This window comes from Thalassospira sp. MCCC 1A03138 (assembly GCF_002115785.1).
Lineage (GTDB): Bacteria > Pseudomonadota > Alphaproteobacteria > Rhodospirillales > Thalassospiraceae > Thalassospira.
Genome location: NZ_JFJY01000001.1, coordinates 780,687 through 798,888, shown reverse-complemented (window position 1 = coordinate 798,888; position 18,202 = coordinate 780,687). Strand labels below are relative to the sequence as shown.

17 protein-coding genes are annotated in these 18,202 nt (G+C 53.3%); 12 read left to right on the top strand and 5 right to left on the bottom strand.

Annotated features, from left to right (window positions below):
• Window positions 1-511: 511 nt before the first annotated feature.
• From TH468_RS03720 to TH468_RS03695, 6 genes are all read left to right on the top strand, one after another.
• The gene (locus TH468_RS03720; protein WP_007089047.1) at window positions 512-1,114 is read left to right on the top strand and encodes a shikimate kinase; all 603 of its coding nucleotides are present in this window, start codon (window positions 512-514) and stop codon (window positions 1,112-1,114) included.
• Window positions 1,111-2,250, top strand: coding sequence for a 3-dehydroquinate synthase (gene aroB, locus TH468_RS03715; protein ID WP_085642240.1), 1,140 nt, complete (start codon window positions 1,111-1,113; stop codon window positions 2,248-2,250). The genes TH468_RS03720 and aroB overlap by 4 nt, the downstream gene beginning before the upstream one ends.
• A gap of 123 nt (window positions 2,251-2,373) precedes the next feature.
• The gene (locus TH468_RS03710; RefSeq protein ID WP_085642239.1) at window positions 2,374-3,648 is read left to right on the top strand and encodes an HlyC/CorC family transporter; all 1,275 of its coding nucleotides are present in this window, start codon (window positions 2,374-2,376) and stop codon (window positions 3,646-3,648) included.
• A 236-nt stretch (window positions 3,649-3,884) separates the two neighbouring features.
• Window positions 3,885-4,334: a CBS domain-containing protein gene (locus TH468_RS03705; RefSeq protein WP_085642238.1), complete on the top strand. Its 450-nt coding sequence runs from the start codon at window positions 3,885-3,887 to the stop codon at window positions 4,332-4,334.
• A gap of 129 nt (window positions 4,335-4,463) precedes the next feature.
• The gene (locus TH468_RS03700; protein ID WP_085642237.1) at window positions 4,464-5,051 is read left to right on the top strand and encodes a DUF2889 domain-containing protein; all 588 of its coding nucleotides are present in this window, start codon (window positions 4,464-4,466) and stop codon (window positions 5,049-5,051) included.
• Between the two features lie 74 nt (window positions 5,052-5,125).
• Window positions 5,126-6,466, top strand: a complete 1,341-nt coding sequence (locus TH468_RS03695; protein WP_085642236.1) for a hypothetical protein — start codon at window positions 5,126-5,128, stop codon at window positions 6,464-6,466.
• Between the two features lie 8 nt (window positions 6,467-6,474).
• Here TH468_RS03695 and TH468_RS03690 read toward each other — a convergent pair whose 3' ends face one another.
• The 3 genes from TH468_RS03690 to TH468_RS03680 form a co-directional block, all read right to left on the bottom strand.
• Window positions 6,475-7,056, bottom strand: coding sequence for a cytochrome c (locus tag TH468_RS03690; RefSeq protein ID WP_085642235.1), 582 nt, complete (start codon window positions 7,054-7,056; stop codon window positions 6,475-6,477).
• Window positions 7,056-8,309 carry a sorbosone dehydrogenase family protein gene (locus tag TH468_RS03685; protein ID WP_085642234.1) on the bottom strand — a complete coding sequence of 418 codons (1,254 nt, stop codon included), beginning with the start codon at window positions 8,307-8,309 and terminating at the stop codon, window positions 7,056-7,058. The genes TH468_RS03690 and TH468_RS03685 overlap by 1 nt, the downstream gene beginning before the upstream one ends.
• A gap of 150 nt (window positions 8,310-8,459) precedes the next feature.
• Entirely contained in the window at window positions 8,460-8,750 is a 291-nt protein-coding gene (locus TH468_RS03680) for a BolA family transcriptional regulator (RefSeq protein ID WP_210402203.1), read from the bottom strand.
• 160 nt (window positions 8,751-8,910) lie between these two features.
• Between TH468_RS03680 and TH468_RS03675 the strand changes: the two genes are divergently transcribed.
• From TH468_RS03675 to gluQRS, 4 genes are all read left to right on the top strand, one after another.
• On the top strand, window positions 8,911-9,555 hold the full coding sequence (locus TH468_RS03675) for a J domain-containing protein (RefSeq protein WP_007089038.1): 645 nt from the start codon (window positions 8,911-8,913) through the stop codon (window positions 9,553-9,555).
• A gap of 195 nt (window positions 9,556-9,750) precedes the next feature.
• Window positions 9,751-10,758: a cobaltochelatase subunit CobS gene (gene cobS, locus TH468_RS03670; RefSeq protein ID WP_085642232.1), complete on the top strand. Its 1,008-nt coding sequence runs from the start codon at window positions 9,751-9,753 to the stop codon at window positions 10,756-10,758.
• A 54-nt stretch (window positions 10,759-10,812) separates the two neighbouring features.
• Complete coding sequence (gene cobT, locus TH468_RS03665) at window positions 10,813-12,729, top strand: cobaltochelatase subunit CobT (protein ID WP_037990567.1); 1,917 nt, start codon at window positions 10,813-10,815, stop codon at window positions 12,727-12,729.
• A 19-nt stretch (window positions 12,730-12,748) separates the two neighbouring features.
• The gene (gluQRS, locus tag TH468_RS03660; RefSeq protein WP_085642231.1) at window positions 12,749-13,588 is read left to right on the top strand and encodes a tRNA glutamyl-Q(34) synthetase GluQRS; all 840 of its coding nucleotides are present in this window, start codon (window positions 12,749-12,751) and stop codon (window positions 13,586-13,588) included.
• Here the strand turns inward: gluQRS and TH468_RS03655 are convergent.
• Entirely contained in the window at window positions 13,563-14,507 is a 945-nt protein-coding gene (locus tag TH468_RS03655; RefSeq protein ID WP_085642230.1) for a LysR family transcriptional regulator, read from the bottom strand. The genes gluQRS and TH468_RS03655 overlap by 26 nt on opposite strands.
• A 105-nt stretch (window positions 14,508-14,612) precedes the next feature.
• Between TH468_RS03655 and TH468_RS03650 the strand changes: the two genes are divergently transcribed.
• Both TH468_RS03650 and TH468_RS03645 read left to right on the top strand, forming a co-directional pair.
• Complete coding sequence (locus TH468_RS03650; RefSeq protein WP_085642460.1) at window positions 14,613-15,212, top strand: short chain dehydrogenase; 600 nt, start codon at window positions 14,613-14,615, stop codon at window positions 15,210-15,212.
• A 200-nt stretch (window positions 15,213-15,412) separates the two neighbouring features.
• The gene (locus TH468_RS03645; RefSeq protein WP_085642229.1) at window positions 15,413-17,479 is read left to right on the top strand and encodes a bifunctional diguanylate cyclase/phosphodiesterase; all 2,067 of its coding nucleotides are present in this window, start codon (window positions 15,413-15,415) and stop codon (window positions 17,477-17,479) included.
• Window positions 17,480-17,568: 89 nt separating this feature from the next.
• Here TH468_RS03645 and TH468_RS03640 read toward each other — a convergent pair whose 3' ends face one another.
• Complete coding sequence (locus TH468_RS03640) at window positions 17,569-17,760, bottom strand: hypothetical protein (RefSeq protein WP_007089031.1); 192 nt, start codon at window positions 17,758-17,760, stop codon at window positions 17,569-17,571.
• Window positions 17,761-18,202: the final 442 nt, after the last annotated feature.

The window sequence follows — 18,202 nt, the reverse complement described above, 5'->3', positions numbered from 1 at the left end:
GGTTTCTTCCATCTGGGTCGTTGGCGATGGAATATCCCAAGTGACCAAAAATGTTGCGCCACCAGCGATGACAGCAATGATCAGTAATAAAATGAGACGCGAAATTATCTTCATGGTTATCCAGACTTCGGTGCGTTGGTTCGATATGCGCAAAGATCAGTATGCGGGGCCCGGTAAAAGATGCAAGACAGAGCCGAACCGCTTTTGCCCAAAGCCATGAATTCAGCCTGTGATTTTTCCAACCCCGTTCCCCGAACCTTTTCCCTGACATTCCAATTCGGCGATATAAAGGCAGTTTAGGGTCCGGGTCCTCACAGAGGGTTAACGCGATGGCCAAAAGTTTTTGGCGAGTGCAAAAATCTCGCCGCGTACCGGAATTGCTCAGATCCCTCGTGTAGCGAAGGAATTTGTCGGTGAACAGTGCGGTTTGCTTGCGTTCAGGCCGCAGCTGGCCTAAAGAAATAGGTAAATTGTGTGATAACCGGATTAAAGACAGGACTGCAAACCGATCATGGAGAGCAATATTGCCGAGTCGGGTTTGCGCGATGACGTGATTGCAAATATCCGGACAGGGCTGAAAGGCCGACCGCTGGTGTTTATCGGTCTGATGGGGGCCGGGAAAAGCTGCATCGGACGTATGGTCGCCAAGGCACTTGATCTGGATTTTGTTGATGCTGATCGTGAAATCGAGGAAGCCGCAGGCTGTTCGATTGCCGACATCTTCAAGCTATACGGCGAAGAAGCATTTCGCGAAGGTGAAGAACGCGTAATCGCGCGTCTGCTGGATGGCGAGCCGCTTGTGCTTGCGACCGGTGGTGGTGCGTTTATTCGCGAAAAAACTCGGGAACTTATTCTGGAAAAATCGGTCTCGGTCTGGCTGCGTGCCGACCTTGATCTGTTGCTGCAGCGTACCAGCGGGCGAACGCATCGTCCGCTGCTCAATAATGGCGATCCGCGTCAGATTCTTGGCGATCTGATCGAGGCGCGCTATCCGGTCTATGCCGGAGCAGACATCATTTTTGACTGTGACGAATCCTCCAAGGAAGAAACGCGCGACGGGGTCATTGCCCTGCTTGGCCGTTCATTCGATAAAGACGGGAATATAATCCGGTGAACAATCAGACGTCTCCTCTTGTGGCAAATCATGACGTTTTGCGCGTCGAACTTGGTGCGCGCAGCTATGATATTCTGGTCGGCAGCAATCTTTTGGCAGATACCGCAAGCCATATCGCGCCGTTCGTCAGAAAGGCCGGTGTCGTCGTTATCAGTGACGCGACGGTGGCGGAACGCCATCTTCCGGTGGTTCTGGCATCGCTTGACGGGGCGGGTATCGCGCATCGCGAAGTGATCGTTCCTGCCGGTGAAAAATCCAAAAGCTTTGCCGTATTTGAAGATGTTATCGAACAGATTCTGGCGATGGGGATCGAACGTTCGACCCTGATCATGGCACTTGGTGGTGGGGTGGTTGGCGATCTTGCGGGTTATGTTGCAGCGTCGCTTTTGCGTGGTCTTGATTTCGTTCAAATTCCGACAACCCTGCTTTCACAGGTCGACAGTTCGGTTGGTGGCAAAACAGGTATCAATTCGAAATCGGGCAAAAACCTTGTCGGTGCATTCCATCAGCCTCGCCTTGTTTTGGCAGACACGGCGGTTCTTGATACATTGCCGCGCCGCGAAATGCTTGCCGGGTACGCCGAGGTTGTTAAATACGGCCTGATTGATGATCCGGAATTCTTTGACTGGCTTGAACAGAACGCCGAAGCCGTTTTGAGCAACGATGGTGCGGAGCGCCGCGAAGCCGTGATGCACAGTTGTGCAGCCAAGGCGCGGATCGTGTCTCAGGATGAACGCGAGTCCGGGAAACGTGCTCTTTTGAATTTGGGCCACACATTTGGGCATGCGCTGGAAGCGGAAACCGGATACGGCGCAAAGCTTCTGCATGGCGAAGCCGTCGCGATGGGGATGGTCATCGCCCATGACGTTTGCGCGGCAATGGGCATGGCCCCGGCTGGTGAAAAAGAACGGATTGCAAGTCATCTGAAATCTGTTGGTTTGCCGGTATGTGCGTCCGAAGTTCCGGGCATGCATTGGGATATTGATCGTTTGATCGGCCATATGTCGCGCGATAAAAAAGTTCGTGACGGTGAGATCACGTTCGTCATGACGCGTGGTATCGGCAAGGCTTTTACATCGAAGGCGATGGACATTCAGAAAATGCGTGCTGCCATTACCCGTTCCTGCCACGGCTAGGGCAAAAGTTCGAGGCAATATCGACTGTGAACATGATGACTTGCCCGATCAGAGATTGACCTGATACGCCGCAACAGCACAAAGTAAATATCTGTTGCGTACACCCACTGGAGACGAACCTGAATGACAATCACGATTGTCGTGATTTTTATCCTGCTGATGCTTTCGGCTTTCTTTTCTGGCTCGGAGACTGCGCTGACAGCAGCATCAAAGCCAGTCATGCATCACAAGGAACAGGATGGAGATCAGCGGGCAGGGATCGTCAACCGGTTGCGCCAGTATCAGGAGCGGTTGATCGGTGCCATTCTGCTGGGTAACAACCTTGTCAACATTCTGGCATCTGCCTTGGCAACGTCTGTCATGATCGAGCTTTTTGGTGAACGCGGTGTCGTTTACGCGACCGCGGCCATGACGGCACTTGTGCTTATATTTTCTGAAATTCTGCCAAAGACCTATGCGCTTCAGCATGCAGACAGCATGGCGCTGCGCGTTGCTCGACCGATGAGTATTCTGGTTGTTGTTTTTGCGCCGGTTACCCAGACCATTCAGGTGCTGGTACGTGCCACCCTGCATCTTTTTGGCAGCGGCGACGGCCCGGGAACTGACCGCGAGCGTGAATTGCGCGGTGCCATTGAATTGCATGCGGATGACGTCGTTGTTGGTGATCATCATGCCGAACGCACGATGTTGCATGGGGTTCTTGACCTTGAGGATGTCGGGGTCTGGGAAATCATGGTGCATCGCCGCAAGGTGCAGATGATTGATATCACGCGCCCGATGGAAGAAATCCTTGATACGGTATTGGCAAGCCCGCATACGCGTATTCCGATCTATGACAAGGATCCGGATAACATCGTTGGCGTTTTGCATGCGCGTGAAGCGCTGAAAGCGATCGTCCGGGGGGCAAAGCCTGAAACGGCAGAAGACGTTCGCGCGCTGAGTTCCGAACCCTGGTTCATCCCCGATAGCACCACGCTTGCCGATCAGCTTAAGGCGTTCAAGGAACGTCATGAGCATTTCGCGATTGTCGTCGATGAATATGGGGCGTTCGAAGGCGTCGTGTCGCTTGAAGATATCCTTGAAGAAATTGTTGGCGATATCGCCGATGAAACCGACGTCGAGGTTGTTGGTGTTCAGCCGCAAACCGATGGATCGGTCATTGTGCGCGGTGATGTGACCATTCGTGACCTTAATCGTCGTTTTGGCTGGCGTTTGCCCGACGAAGAGGCCGCAACCGTTGCCGGGTTGTTGCTTTATGAAACCCGCCGTATTCCCGATGTCGGACAGCAGTTCCGATTCCATGGACTGGAATTCGAAGTTCTGCGTCGTATTCGAAATCAGATAACCCGCATCAAATTACGTGAAGTGCGCGAAGTCGCAACCGACGATACGAACTAGCAATGATTGCATCAAAACAAACGGGCTGCACGGGAAACCGGGCGGCCCGTTTTGTTTTTTGGGTGTAAAAATGTTCTTTTAAATCTACTTATCGGTTAAAATGATCGGCAAAGGTCTTGATCGATGTGATTGCAGGGCTACTTGCAAATAAGGGCCCCGGACGCATTTGATGCGTTGTTTTCAGCAATCTGATCGGGGTAGGGCACGTGGCAACAGCAACCCGCAGAGGGAAAAACATGGATACGAAAATCGTACCTGGTGTGGTCAAAGAGCAGTCGATCGCAACCTTGAATCCAGTAGACTCGGTCATGGACGCCGTCAATATGATGACCGAACGTAAGATCGGTGCCGTGATCATTGTCGATAACAATGCCAGGCTTGCCGGCATCTTTACAGAGCGTGACCTTGTAAACCGGGTTGTCGCAAAGGGTCTTGATGCGGCATCTACCCCCCTTAAACAGGTTATGACGGCTGATCCCGATACACTCGCACCCGGCGATACGGCGATGAACGCCCTTGAATTGATGAGTGCGCACCGTTACCGACATCTTCCGGTGCTTGATGGAGAAAATGTCGTCGGCATGGTTTCGATCCGCGATCTGTTCAATGTCGTGAAGGCACAGCTTGAAGAAGATTTGCGCGAACGCGAAAAGTTTATTTTCGGGTCCGATTACGGCGTCGCGTAAATCAGGTTTAGTCCATGTAATATGCTTTGGGCGGCTGATGCGGAGGTTCCGCATCAGCCGTTCTGCGTTTTTGAAGGTTGACAACGTGCAAGTTACTGTCTTTACGTTTACGTAAAGGAGATATATGCCATGCCCTTATCAAGCCCCGCGGAACGTGACCATATCCATACCCGCAACGTTACCTGCACCGGATATCGTCGCAAGGACGGTCTTTGGGATATCGAAGGCCATATCACCGATACCAAGACATACGGGTTTGAAAATAACGACCGGGGCGAAATTCCCGCCGGTGTACCGATCCATGAAATGTGGCTGCGCATTACTGTCGGGGATGACATGGTGATAAGTGCGGTTGAAGCCGTCACTGATCATGCCCCGTTCAATGCCTGTGATGAAATTGCCCCGAACTACGCTGCACTGGTCGGACTTCGGATCGGGCCGGGGTTGAAACAGCACATTCGCGAACGGGTTGGTGGCATTCACGGATGCACGCATCTGACCGAACTGATGGGACCGGTGGCAACGACCGCGTTTCAGACAATCTTTCCAATCCGGGCGCGTGAGGCTGAAGAACGCCGTAAGCAGGCGGAAAAGGATGGCACCGCATCATACCCGCCGAAAAAGCGCCGATCCCCGTTGGTCAATAGTTGCCACGGGTGGCGAAGTGACGGAGCGGCGGTCAAGCGCATCGCGCCTGATATGTATACCGGTGACTAATTAGTCTGTCTTGTAACGCTGTCATTACACCCCAATATCATCATCGACGGGGTTTGGTGAATGTCAGGTGTTTTATGAGACGCCACATACTACCATCGGGACAAAAGCTTTTGGGGCAATCCGCATTGGCCTATCGCAGTATTTTGCTACAGGCCCTGATTGCATTTATGTTTGCGATTACGTTGAAAGTTTTGCCCCTACAAGCACAAGAGCAGGACATTGTCGGTTCATCCGGAGAAAACGCGTTTCTGATCCTTCAAACCAATCTGCAGCCCCCCTATCAGCAATTGCAGGACGGTATTCTGAGAGGCTACTCGATCACCGTATTGAATTGTGCTTTTGACCGGATCGAGGTTGGGTACGGAATTGCGATTGCCCCCCGCCAGCGCAATCGGGAGATGGTGCGAAACGGGCAGGCGGACGGATTCTTCCTGGCGCGGATCAGTTCCTTCATGGACGAATATGCCGAACCAACTTTACCGCTTGCGCTTGAAAAATGGGTCTGGATTTCGGCCGCTGGGCAACAAGGCAGTTTCGCGTCAAGCCCGACACCCGACAGTCTGCTTTCTGTTGGTGCCATCCTTGGCTCCAACGAAGCAGAATGGCTGGCAGAGCAGGGGTATCAGGAAATTGCCAAGGCACCCTCCATCAACTCCCTGATTTCGCAGGTCCTGGCCGGGCGCGTTGAATACGCCTTGGTCGACAAACAGACATTCGAGGCCGCGCGCGACAGCATGGGCAACCATGAAGCTCAGTTCAACGTCCAGTTCGAACGATATGCCCCGCTTGTTGTTTATATTGGGCGGGAATATACCCGCCTTAATCCCGGGCTGATTGCATCACTGAATACGGCGCTGGGTGCATGCGAAACCTTACCCATGCAGCTTGAGGGTTGGGAACGTGATCTGATTACTCGTCAGCAGTTACCGGCGATCCGCGCCATGGCGGCGAATGCGGAACTTGTTGGGGCGGTCCGGTCTGCAATGGGTGGAGCACAAATTCAGCCAGATGCGATTGTCGAAATCGATCGCGAATGGCGTCAGGGCAGTGAAGGTGGGATTGCCAGTCCGAAGGCAACCGAAATCCTTGAAGATCCGCTTTCCGATATCTTGCGGGCCTTTCAGGAAAGTGACGCCGACAATATTGCCGAAATATTCGTATTCGATACCAGCGGCGTGGTTATCGGCATGAACCGGTTGACGACCGATTTCGATCAATCAGATGAGCAAAAATTTGAGGTTGCCATTGGACATGACCCGGATTTAAGTCAGATCGCCGACATCTATTTTGATGGATCAACCCGTGCCTTTCTGTCGCAGGTTACGGTTCCGATCATTAATCCGGAAACCGGAGATGTTATCGCGGCAATGACGGTTGGCCTTGATGTTTCAGGGGCACTGCGACCCGACAGCTGATTTTGGTTTCAATTCGGTTTGGTCGGATCGGTGATGTTGATCGTAATCGCACTGTACCAGTCTGCTGCGGTCTGCATTCCTCTATCGTCAAGCTCGGTTGCAATTGGCGACATGATGTCATGATTGCGCTTGCCGTTTCGGAACGCTTTTAACTGTGTTTCGAGATAGATATTGGTTTCACCGGCAAGGTTGGGAACGTCCGGCATTTCCGAAATCCCGTTTGAACCATGGCAGGTGCTGCACAGTTCCGGTGCATCATCGGGGTTTTTCCCGGCTGGCAGTGTGGCAGTCACATCAAAATGGTTGTACCAGGCTGCGGCGTCGGTGATCTGCTGGTCGGTTAAGCTGCTGGCAACCACAGTCATCATTTCATGTTCCCGGCTGCCATCGCGAAACGCGCGCAATTGGGTTTCAATATATGCTGCGGGTTCGCCGCCGATATGCGGTGCAATAGGGATGCGGGCAAATCCGTCCAGACCGTGACAGGTTCGGCATATCCCCGCAACTTTCCGACCGGCATCAATGTCCTGTGCCAAGGAAGCCTCGGCGGGCAAAAGCCCGCCGAGAATCACGATAAGCAATATCCGCATTATTTCCCCTCGTACCAGATGCGGTACAGGGCACCGGCAAGGTCGTCCGATACAATCAGGGACCCGTCGCGCAGCTGGGCGACATCAACCGGGCGGCCAAGATACTCCCCGTTTTCATCGATCCAGCCTTCGGCAAAGGGCTCTATGCGGGCCGTGCCGTCACTGTCGATAAAGGTTACCATTACGCGCGCGCCGACCGGCGTAGTGCGGTTCCACGATCCGTGCTGGGCCGAGAAAATCGCATTCTTGTATTGGGCCGGGAACATCTTGCCTGTGTAGAAGGACATGCCAAGGTCGGCAGCATGTGCAATGGTTTCGACTGCGGGCATCACGACATCATAGGGAACTTCTTCACCGGCATATTCATTTGTCCGAACGTTGCCGCCGCCATACCAGGGATGGCCGAAATGCTGACCGGCTGATGTCTGGTGATTGATTTCACCGGGCGGGATGTCATCACCCATGCCGTCAACCTGATTGTCCGTCCACCATAGTTCGCCGGTTTCCGGATGGAAGTCATGACCGACGGAGTTCCGGACCCCGTATGTGTATACTTCACGACCGGTTCCATCGATGTTGATGCGTATAATACCGCCGATCCCGTGTTGGCGATAAAGATCAAGCTTGTCCTTGGGGGAAACGTTGAAGGGTTGTCCAAGCGAGATATAAAGTTTGCCATCCGGGCCGATTTTGCAAACACGTGCGGTGTGATTGTAGCTTTCTTCGGACGGTGGAATCAGCTCACCCTGTTTAACGACATTGAATGCCGCGACATCGGGGCTTTCATAGAAAAATTCGGCGGCGGGGAAGGTCAGAACCCTGTTTTGCTCTGCGATATAGAGCATGCCATCGGGAGAGAAGCACGGACCGTTGGGAATGGAGAACCGCAAGGACGGGGCGAAGTCCTTGACCTCGTCGGCAACACGGTCCTTGTTGCGGTCGGTTACCGACCAGACCTTGTCCTTGCGCGTGCCGACAAATGTCACAACTCCTTGCGGGCCAACGGCGATATGACGGGCATCGGGCACAACGGCATAAAGGGCAATCTTGAAACCGTCCGGCAGAGTAATGCGTTCAAGCGTTTTCTTGATGCCGTCAGCATAGTCACCGGTTTGCTCGATTCTTGTGAACTCGCTGGTGCCTGTTGACTGGAAATTGGAGAGTTTTTCAAGATTGTCCGGGGCGGGGGCCTGTGCGTAGGCTGTTCCAGACATAAACAGGGCGACGCTTGCCCCGATAAGGCGCGTTCTCATAACCTAGTCCTCCCGTTTGTATCGGGCGCAGATTTGACCGGCGCCCGTGCCCCATATGCAGGAGACTGCGTATCGGGCTTCTGGGCTATTATTGCGCCGAAAAACAACGGTCGTCTAAGTTGATTTCACGATGCGGAATAAGCGCATTGGTTATTTTTGGGGCGCAGCCGCTGCATATTCGGAAGGTGTCATGGTTTTCAAAGCCAGCGCGTGAACGCGATCTTTCAGAAGCTGATCAAGGGCTGCGTAAACCAGCCGCTGGCGATTGACTCGGTTCTCGCCATCAAATTTTTGGGAAACGACCAGTACGGAAAAATGCGACTCTCCGCGTGGGTCGGCGCCTGAATGGCCGGCATGTTTTGACGAATCATCGATGATTTCAAGTTTCTCGGGGGCGAATTCCGCGGTCAGGATATCGCTAATCTGTTGGGCTACCTGCATGACAATGGCCTCATGTTTCGGTGTGTTTCGCATGAATTAATGCGAAAATCTGACTGTTGGCACTGTTGTGGCACGCGATGGCAGTTTTTCAAGCCTTTTATCGCATTAAAACGGCTCGTATGATATTGCGAAGCTTGATGATCAGAACATATAAACGCAGATGAACCGCGGCCAACGCAACAAACGCAAAACCCTTTATCATGAAGAACCAGACCTGCCCGTATGTGAATGGCCGGGATGTGAAGGTCATGGGGAATTTCGTGCGCCCAAGGACCGCAAACTTCGAGAGTACTATAAGTTCTGTCTCGACCATGTCCGGGAATACAACAAGTCCTGGAACTATTACGAGGGCATGAAAGCCGAAGACATCGAAAATGATGTCCGGCGTGATACCCATTGGCAACGCCCGACATGGCGGTTCGGGCATATTCGCGGTGCCAAGAAACCGTTCAACTTCAAATTCAGCGACGGTTTCGGCTTCTTTAACGAAGATGGTGATCCGACCCATCATGGCCCAGGGGGTGACCCCGCGGGGGATCGCCGACGCAAAAGCGAAGATGCCCAGCGTCGCGCGGGGGCTATGGGCATGCCATCCGAACAGCAACAGGCCATGGCAACGCTTGATCTTCCTTGGCCGTTTTCCAAGGACGAGCTGAAGTCAAAATACAAGGCGCTGTCGAAAAAATACCATCCCGACGCCAATGGCGGCGACAAGGTTGCCGAAGAACGCTTTAAGAAAATCAGTGCAGCCTATTCGTCGCTGATGAGATACATCCGTGATCTGGAAGCACGTGTTTCCACGTAATCAGAGACTGGTGTCGGGCGAAATTTGATAAAATCTGCCTTGCAATTCGTGCCGCGGACCTTTTCATTGTTCGATCCATTGGCGGCGATAGATTTTTTTTGCGCATCTTCCCTTTGTCACGCGCATCTTAGCCGCTATTAATGAGCTAGTTTCAAACGAGACCGCGTCACCGGTCCGATAAATGCGCGAGTACTTATGAGCCAAGGTTACGAAGCGACAGGTGCAGCCGCCGAACATCCGCTGGATGCACCAGACATCAAAATCTCCGTTCGTGAAGCGTTCGGGATTGATTCCGACATGAAGGTTCCGGCATTCAGCCAGGGCAGCGAACATGTTCCCATGATTGATCCGACCTATCGGTTTGATCGCGATACCACGTTGGCCATTCTGGCGGGCTTCGCCCATAACCGCCGCGTGATGATCCAAGGGTATCACGGTACGGGTAAGTCGACCCATATCGAACAGGTTGCTGCACGTCTGAACTGGCCTTGTGTTCGTGTAAACCTTGATAGCCACATTTCGCGTATCGACCTGATCGGCAAAGATGCCATCGTGTTGCGCGATGGCAAACAGATCACGGAATTCCGCGAAGGCATTTTGCCCTGGGCGCTAAAACGTCCAGTCGCGATGGTCTTTGATGAATATGATGCGGGTCGCCCCGATGTGATGTTCGTTATCCAGCGTGTTCTGGAAGTCGATGGCAAGCTGACCCTGCTTGATCAGAACAAGGTCATCCATCCGCATCCGAATTTCCGCCTGTTTGCGACGTCAAACACGGTCGGCCTTGGCGATACCACGGGCCTATATCACGGGACCCAGCAGATCAACCAGGCCCAGATGGACCGTTGGTCGATTGTTGCGACCCTTAACTATCTGTCGGTTGCCGATGAAACCAACATCGTGACCGCCAAGGTGCCGTCGTTCAACAATGCCGAAGGCCGCAAGAAGATCGAGGCCATGGTTGCCCTTGCCAACCTGACCCGCCAGGGATTTGTCGCAGGCGATATTTCGACTGTCATGAGCCCGCGTACCGTTATTACGCTTGCGGAAAACGCCGAGATTTTCGGGGAAATTTCCTATGCGTTTCGCGTGACGTTCCTTAACCGTTGCGACGAGGTCGAACGTCCGATCCTGGCTGAATATTATCAGCGGTGCTTTGGCGAGGAACTTCCCGAAGAAGCCATCAATGTGATGGTCCGTTAGGATCATCCGTTGTTAAAGCAAATCGGCGACCTGATTCCAGAAGCGAGTAGAGCAATGAAGAATGATGAAGCGCTTTCCGGATTTTTGCGCGGCACAGCGGCGACATTTCGCGCGCTTGCCGGACGCAATGATCTTGAAGTCGGCTTTGTCAAAGGCGGTCGGGCAGGTGGCTATGGCGAACATGTGCGCCTGCCGATGCCCAAACAGGCGCTGCCGAAGGACGAGGTTGCCGATCTGCGTGGGGTTGCCGATGGCTGGGCGTTGAAACTGCGTCACCATGATGTGGCCCTTCATGCCCGCCGTATGCCCGAAACCGCCGAGGCACAGGCCGTTTACGACGCGCTGGAAACGGCCCGTTGCGAGGCGGTCGGTTCGCGTTATTTCCCGGGGGTCCGCAAGAACCTGCGTGAACATGCCGAACAGGATTGTCGTGCCAAAAACTTCCATCGGTTGACGGCGCGCGAAGATGCACCGTTTGCTGATGCAATCGGGATGCTGGCGCGCGAGATTTTTACCGGTGAACCCGCCCCGTCATCGGCCCGCCCGCTGATCGATCTGTGGCGTGCCCATATCGAAGAAAATGCCGGTACAGACCTGAACGATCTTCGCGATCTGATTGACGATCAGGATGCGTTTGCACGGGGATTGCGCCGCCTGCTTGATCATTTGTCTCTTGAAGATGATATCGACGAAGCCCCGCCTGAAAATGACGGCGAGGATGAGGACGAAAAAGAAGGCGAAACCGACCCGGATGAGGAACTTGACAGTCAGGGTGGCCAGCAGGGGCAGGCCGACGAGTCCGAACCTGATGGTGATGATCAGCAGCAGGATGCCGGTACCGAAGAAGCCGAAGCCGGTGAAGGCGATATCGATGACCAGCAGCTTGAAGCCATGTCGCAGGAAGAACAACCTGCCGGACCCGGTGAACAGCCTGAATTTGATGGTCGGAACGAACCGATTGAACGCGGCTATGAACCCTTTACGCGTGAATTTGATGAAATCGTAACTGCCGACGAGCTTTGTGAAGGTCTGGAGCTTTCGCGTCTGCGCGCCATGCTCGATAAGCAGCTTGCGAATTTGCAGAATGTCGTTTCGCGCCTTGCCAACCGCTTGCAGCGCCGCCTGATGGCGCAGCAAAACCGTGGCTGGGACTTTGACCTTGAAGAAGGCATCCTTGATGCGGCGAAGCTGGCACGTATTGTTTCAACACCTTCGACCTCTCTGTCCTTCAAACAGGAACAGGATACAGATTTCCGCGATACGGTCGTGACGCTGCTGATCGATAATTCCGGTTCCATGCGCGGGCGCCCGATCACGATTGCCGCACTATCGGCCGACATTCTGGCGCGTACCCTTGAACGGTGCGGGGTGAAGGTCGAAATCCTTGGTTTCACTACCCGTCAGTGGAAAGGCGGGCAATCGCGCGAAAAATGGGTTGAAAGTGGCAAGCCGCCAAAACCCGGCCGTCTCAACGACCTGCGCCACATCATCTATAAGGCAGCCGATACGCCGTGGCGGCGCGCGCGCAAGAATCTTGGCCTGATGCTGCGCGAAGGATTGCTTAAGGAAAATATCGACGGCGAAGCCCTGCTTTGGGCACACGAACGCCTTCTGGGCCGCTCTGAACAACGCCGGATTCTGATGGTGATTTCCGACGGGGCACCGGTCGATGATTCGACCCTGTCGGTGAATTCCGGAAATTACCTTGAACGGCACTTGCGCGAGGTCATCGACTGGATTCAGACCCGTTCGCCGGTTGAACTGCTTGCGATCGGGATCGGACATGATGTGACCCGCTATTACCAGCGTGCGGTAACGATCAACGACCCCGAAGAGCTTGGCGGGACGATGTTGCGTGAATTGTCCGATCTGTTCGATGAACAGGGGGGGCGTCAACCCAAGCGTCCGATGCGTCATGTGCCTGCGGATACCGCCAAGGACAAGGCGACCGGTGATCGTGACCGCTGGTAGGTTATGGGATAGGGCCGTTATGACAGCCATTACCCGCTTTGCCCCCAGTCCGACCGGGTTTCTGCATCTTGGTCATGCGGCCTCGGCCCTGTTTTCCGCAAAACAGGGCGGGCCGGATGGCCGTTTCCTTTTGCGGATCGAAGATATAGATCAAACCCGCTGTCGCCCGGAATATGTTAATGCGATCTTTGAGGACCTTGCTTGGCTGGGGCTTCGATGGGAAGAACCTGTTCGCATTCAGTCGCAGCATTTCCGTGATTATGAGAAGGTCCTGGATCGTTTGACCGATGCCGGGCTGCTTTATCCGTGCTTTTGTACGCGAAAAGACATTCAGGAAGAAATCGCGCGGATTGGAAATGCGCCGCATGGGCCGGATGGTGTGCTTTACCCGGGGACCTGTCGTAATCTTAGTGCGTCCGAACGCGCAGATCGTGTTGCGACGGGGGAGAGCTATGCGCTGCGTCTGGATATGGAGCATGCCCTTAGACAGGTCGCCAGCCCGTTATCGTGGTATGACCGCAAGGTTGGCAAGCAGGATGCAACGCCGGAAATATTTGGCGATGTTGTTCTGGCGCGCAAGGATACGCCGACCAGCTACCATCTATCGGTAATCCATGATGATCATTTGCAGGGTATCAACCTTGTCACCCGTGGTCAGGATCTGTTTGTTGCAAGCCACCTGCATCGCCTCTTACAGGAATTGCTGGGGTATGATGTTCCTGAATATCATCATCATGGTCTGCTTACGGGCCCGGATGGCAAACGGTTTGCCAAGCGCGACAAATCAAAAACACTGCGATCCATGCGTGACGAGGGCATTAGCGCCGAAGAGGTTATTGCGCTGAGCGGATATGTCTAGGCGACGTCGTTCTGGTTTCCAGAAGGTCAGGGCGTTCGACGAACCAGCTACGAATAAAATCAATCATCAACCGGTTTTTGACCGGCAGATTTTCTTGATAGGGGTAAACCAGATAGATCGGTCGTAACGGCGATGAATAGCCATCTAGTGCCGTTTCAAGCAATCCATCGAAGATTGCCGGAAGGGCAACATACCGGGGCAGTCGGGCAACGCCCAATCCGCGGATCGCGGCATTGCGCAACAGCGGATAATGGTTAAGGCGCAGATTGCCCTGTGCCGGAACTGATTGTGCGCCATCATCGGAAAAGAAAACCCAGTTGCCGTCCTTGTAGTACTGAAAATTCAGTAGGCAATTGTGATTTCCCAGATCGGCGGGTGTTTCGGGTTTCGTATGCTTTGCCCAGTAGGTAGGGCTTGCGCAGATCAGTTCGGACAATTGACCCAGCGGAATGGCAACCTGTTCTGGGTCGTCGGTTAATCCGACGCGAATGGCGATATCGATATGGGCAGATTGCAGCGCGCGGAAGGTGTTTTCCAGTTCCATTTCGATCTGTATGCGTGGATGTGCTTTTTGAAATGCGACGATGATGTCATCAAGAAACATCTCGCCAAACGAAACGGGAACCGTAATGCGAACGGTGCCGACCGGTTCGCCGCGAAGAGCCTCGACGGCTTCGAATGCGGCGGTAGCACTTTGGGTGATATTCTGACAGTAACCCAGAAATGTGATCCCGATTTCGGTTGGTTCTACCTTGCGGGTTGACCGGAACAGCAATTGCACCCCCAGCTCTGATTCCAGTCTTTTGACGTGCTGGCTGATCAGGCCCTTGGACACGCCAAGTGCCTTGGCGGCATGGGTAAAGCCACCGTTTTCCATGACGGCCGCAAAGCTGCGCATTTCATTCAGATAATCTTTCATTGTTTATAATATTAAACAAAATGTTTGGAAATAACCAGATTATCCTTTCAATTGTCTTATGAGACAGTCCTTCCATCGAAGCACTTTTCAAGGATGGAGGATCAGATGAAAGTTCTTTTGGTAGGCGCATCGGGGATTGTCGGGCGCGGGATTGATTCCGAGTTGTCCCAACGCCACGACATCATCCGTGCGTCCCGCGCAAGTGGAGACGTTAATGTTGACCTTACGGATATCGCATCAATCCGTGCGATGTTTGAAAAGGTCGGCAAAGTCGATGCGGTTGTTTCTGCGACCGGAAAGGTTCATTTCGGTGATTTCGCCGAAATGGACGATGACAAATACCGCATCGGGATCAATGACAAACTGATGGGGCAGGTCAATCTGGTGTTGGTTGGGCGTGATCACGTGGCAGACAATGCATCATTCACGCTGACCACTGGTATCCTGTCCAAAGATCCGATCCGTTACGGTAGCTCGGCCTCTATGGTGAATGGTGCAATCGAGTCTTTTGTGCGGGCTGTTGCAATCGAAATGAAACCGGGGCTTCGCATCAACGCGGTCAGCCCCGGTGTGATCCTTGAGGCCATGGAAGGCTATGCTCCGTATTTCCGCGGGCATGATCCCGTTCCGGCGGCACGTGCAGCCCTTGGCTATGCCAAATCGGTCGAGGGTCTGCAGACCGGGCAAGTCTTCGAGATATTCTGAGGGTATATGCTGACGATCTGGCATCGAAAGTCGACCGGGGCAAAACCGGGTCCCGGTCGACTTTGGGGCTTACAAGGGGCATTGCTTCAAAAAAACGCACTTTCTATCTGGAATTATTTAGGGTGACTGCTTACCATCCAAATAGCTAATGTTGCGCATCCGATTGTTAAGCGTGTAAACGGCTATAACGGAATTTCCGGATGGGGCAGTTCACAGCCAGGATGGCTGACACCTTAAAGCGGCTGCTTTTGGAACCCGGACACGGGACCGAAGCAGGGCCGAAACTGCAAAAGAAGGTTCGCGCGGACCTTCTTGATCTTGCCTATCGCAACAACTGGGCGAACGTCCTTGTCAATCTGTCGGCCGGAAGTGGTCTTGTCGGGACGCTTTGGTTTCAATCCGAACTATCATTTGGCATGACCGTCTGGATTTGCGTGATTTTTGCAACGACGGTGATCCGGCTTTTTGTCGGGTATCGCTATCATGTCGAACGACGGCTGATTTCGGCATTTGATGATGCGGAATTCCATAAATGGTTTATGCTATATGCCTTTGGTGTTTGTTCCGGGGCTATCCTTTGGGCGTTGGCGTCAATCTTTGACTTGCCAACGCAAAGTAATGAAAGCCGGTTCGTAACCCTGATCATATTGGCGGGGCTTGCCGGTGGCGCGACCGGAATTCTTGCACCTGTTTTCAGGGTCGGCCGGTTCTATCTTCTGATGTTGCTAATGCCTGCCTGTATTGTTCTGATTGTCATGCCGGAACCGAATTACGTTCTGTCGGGACTGGGCTTTATCTTTGCAACCGTCATGATGATCACCCATCGCAATAATCACGGTATTCTGTATCGGTCGCTTGTGCTGAAGCACGAAAACGACTCTCTAGTTGACGACCTGCGCGAGAAAAACCGGATAACCGAGAACTGGAATGCGACACTTGAGGCTCGGGTGGCGAAACGAACCCGTGAACTTCGCAATCTTCTGGTGCGCGACACCCTGACAGGATTGCTGAACCGTGATGGCATCGTTTCCTGGTTTGAAGAGGCGCGCACAAGCTGGGGCAATCGTGCCTATGCCGTTCTGTTCATTGATCTTGATCATTTCAAACAGATCAATGACGGGCTCAGTCATGCGATCGGTGATCTGGTGCTTAAGGAAGTTTCGCACCGTTTACGGGAATATGTCGATGATCGTCATGCTGTAGGGCGGTGGGGTGGTGATGAATTCATCATGATTCTGACTGATCAGCCGGAAAATCTGCATCAGCTGGTTGACCAAACCATCCCCGAGGTCCGGGCGGCTGTTAACCGGCCAATCCATATCGCACGGCAGACATTGCATGTCGGTTTCAGCACTGGTGTGGCATTTGGCATCGACCATAACCCGCAGATTGCGGAATTGATCCATTGGGCCGATCTGGCCGCAGCCGAGGTTAAGCGGTCTGGGCGTGGCAGCGTGCAAAGTTATGACAGCAAGTTGCTTGTTGAGCAGGAACGTCGTTTGGCTATCAATCAGGCCCTGCGTCAGGCTTTGTCCGCCAATGAGCTTTTTCTTGAATATCAGCCGGTCGTTAGTGCGAAGACGGGCGACATTACCGCCTATGAAGTGTTGCTGCGCTGGGAAAGTGCAGAGCTAGGCCGTGTACCACCAGACGAGTTTATTCCGATTGCTGAGGAATCTGCGCTGATTGTCGATATCGGCGAATGGGTGATGCGCGAAGCCTGCAAAACGATTCTGGACTGGTTCGGCTTTGCCGGTGGGCCCAAGATTGCGGTTAACGTGTCGGTGCGTCAGATCGTTGTACCGCGTTTTGCCCGTATGGTGGAAAATCTGCTGCTTGAAACGGGTCTGCCAGCCAACCGTCTGACTATTGAAGTGACAGAATCGATCTTTGATATCCGGCGCACACAACTGATTTCAGAAGTCCTGTCTGATCTGCATGACCAGGGAGTGGAAGTACATATTGATGATTTCGGTACCGGCTATTCATCGCTTTCCCGCCTGCATCAGATCCGCGTCGATGCGGTCAAAATCGATAAATCGTTCATCCTGAAAATGGATGTCAATTCACGAGCGGTGATCGAAGGCGCCATTCTGATTGCACATCGGTTCGGTCTTGATGTGATTGCCGAGGGTATTGAGACCGAGCAGCAACGCAGCGAACTTGCGGCGATGGGGGTTGATGCCTATCAGGGATATTTCTTTGCCAGACCGTCGGTGGGGCCTTGTGAAAATCCCCATTGGCAACAAAGAAGTTCAGCCGTCTGATCGTGATTTTTCAGGCGAAAGCCCCCAAACAATAAAACGGCCCGCCGAAACTGGCAGGCCGTTTTATTGTTTGCAGACAGCGCCTAGGATTAGCGGCTGAAATCCAGAAGCACGAGGAAGACGACCGGGACCAGTGCGAGTGCGACGTAAATCCACACCGATGCAATCGGCACACCGAAATGCGCAAGCACATAACCGGCCAGATACAAAACAAGGCCGATCACAGCGACCAGCAGAATGCCCAAAAGGGGCAAGGATACCTTGGAATCGGTTTTCATCATGCGCAGTGCTCCCCAAGCGTGTGCGGAATAACTATGGCGACACGCTAACACCGAATGCGCGATGATGTTTTGACAAGGATCAATCTGGGTGACGTTGGGTGTTCTGACCTCTACCTTCTGAATCCTTAATAAAGAACGTAACGTCAAATAGCCGATATGGGCGGCGAGAAGGCCCGAACCCGACTTTATATTTGTTTGTCTTTGTCGGATGCCGTTCAGAATCGGGTCGTGTCATCGTGATGTAATTGCCAAACCGAACCGGGGGTATGGTTGTGTGTCGGGGAAAATCGCTTGATTCCGTGTGGTTGAGATGGGAAAAGCCGTCCTTGCGTGATGCAATATGAACGGATTGCGCAAAACAGGTGTTTTTGTCGCGTAAAAGCGTGGATGAAGGCTTGACGACATCTGTCAGAGACGGTAATAACCCGGCTCCAAGCGCGGG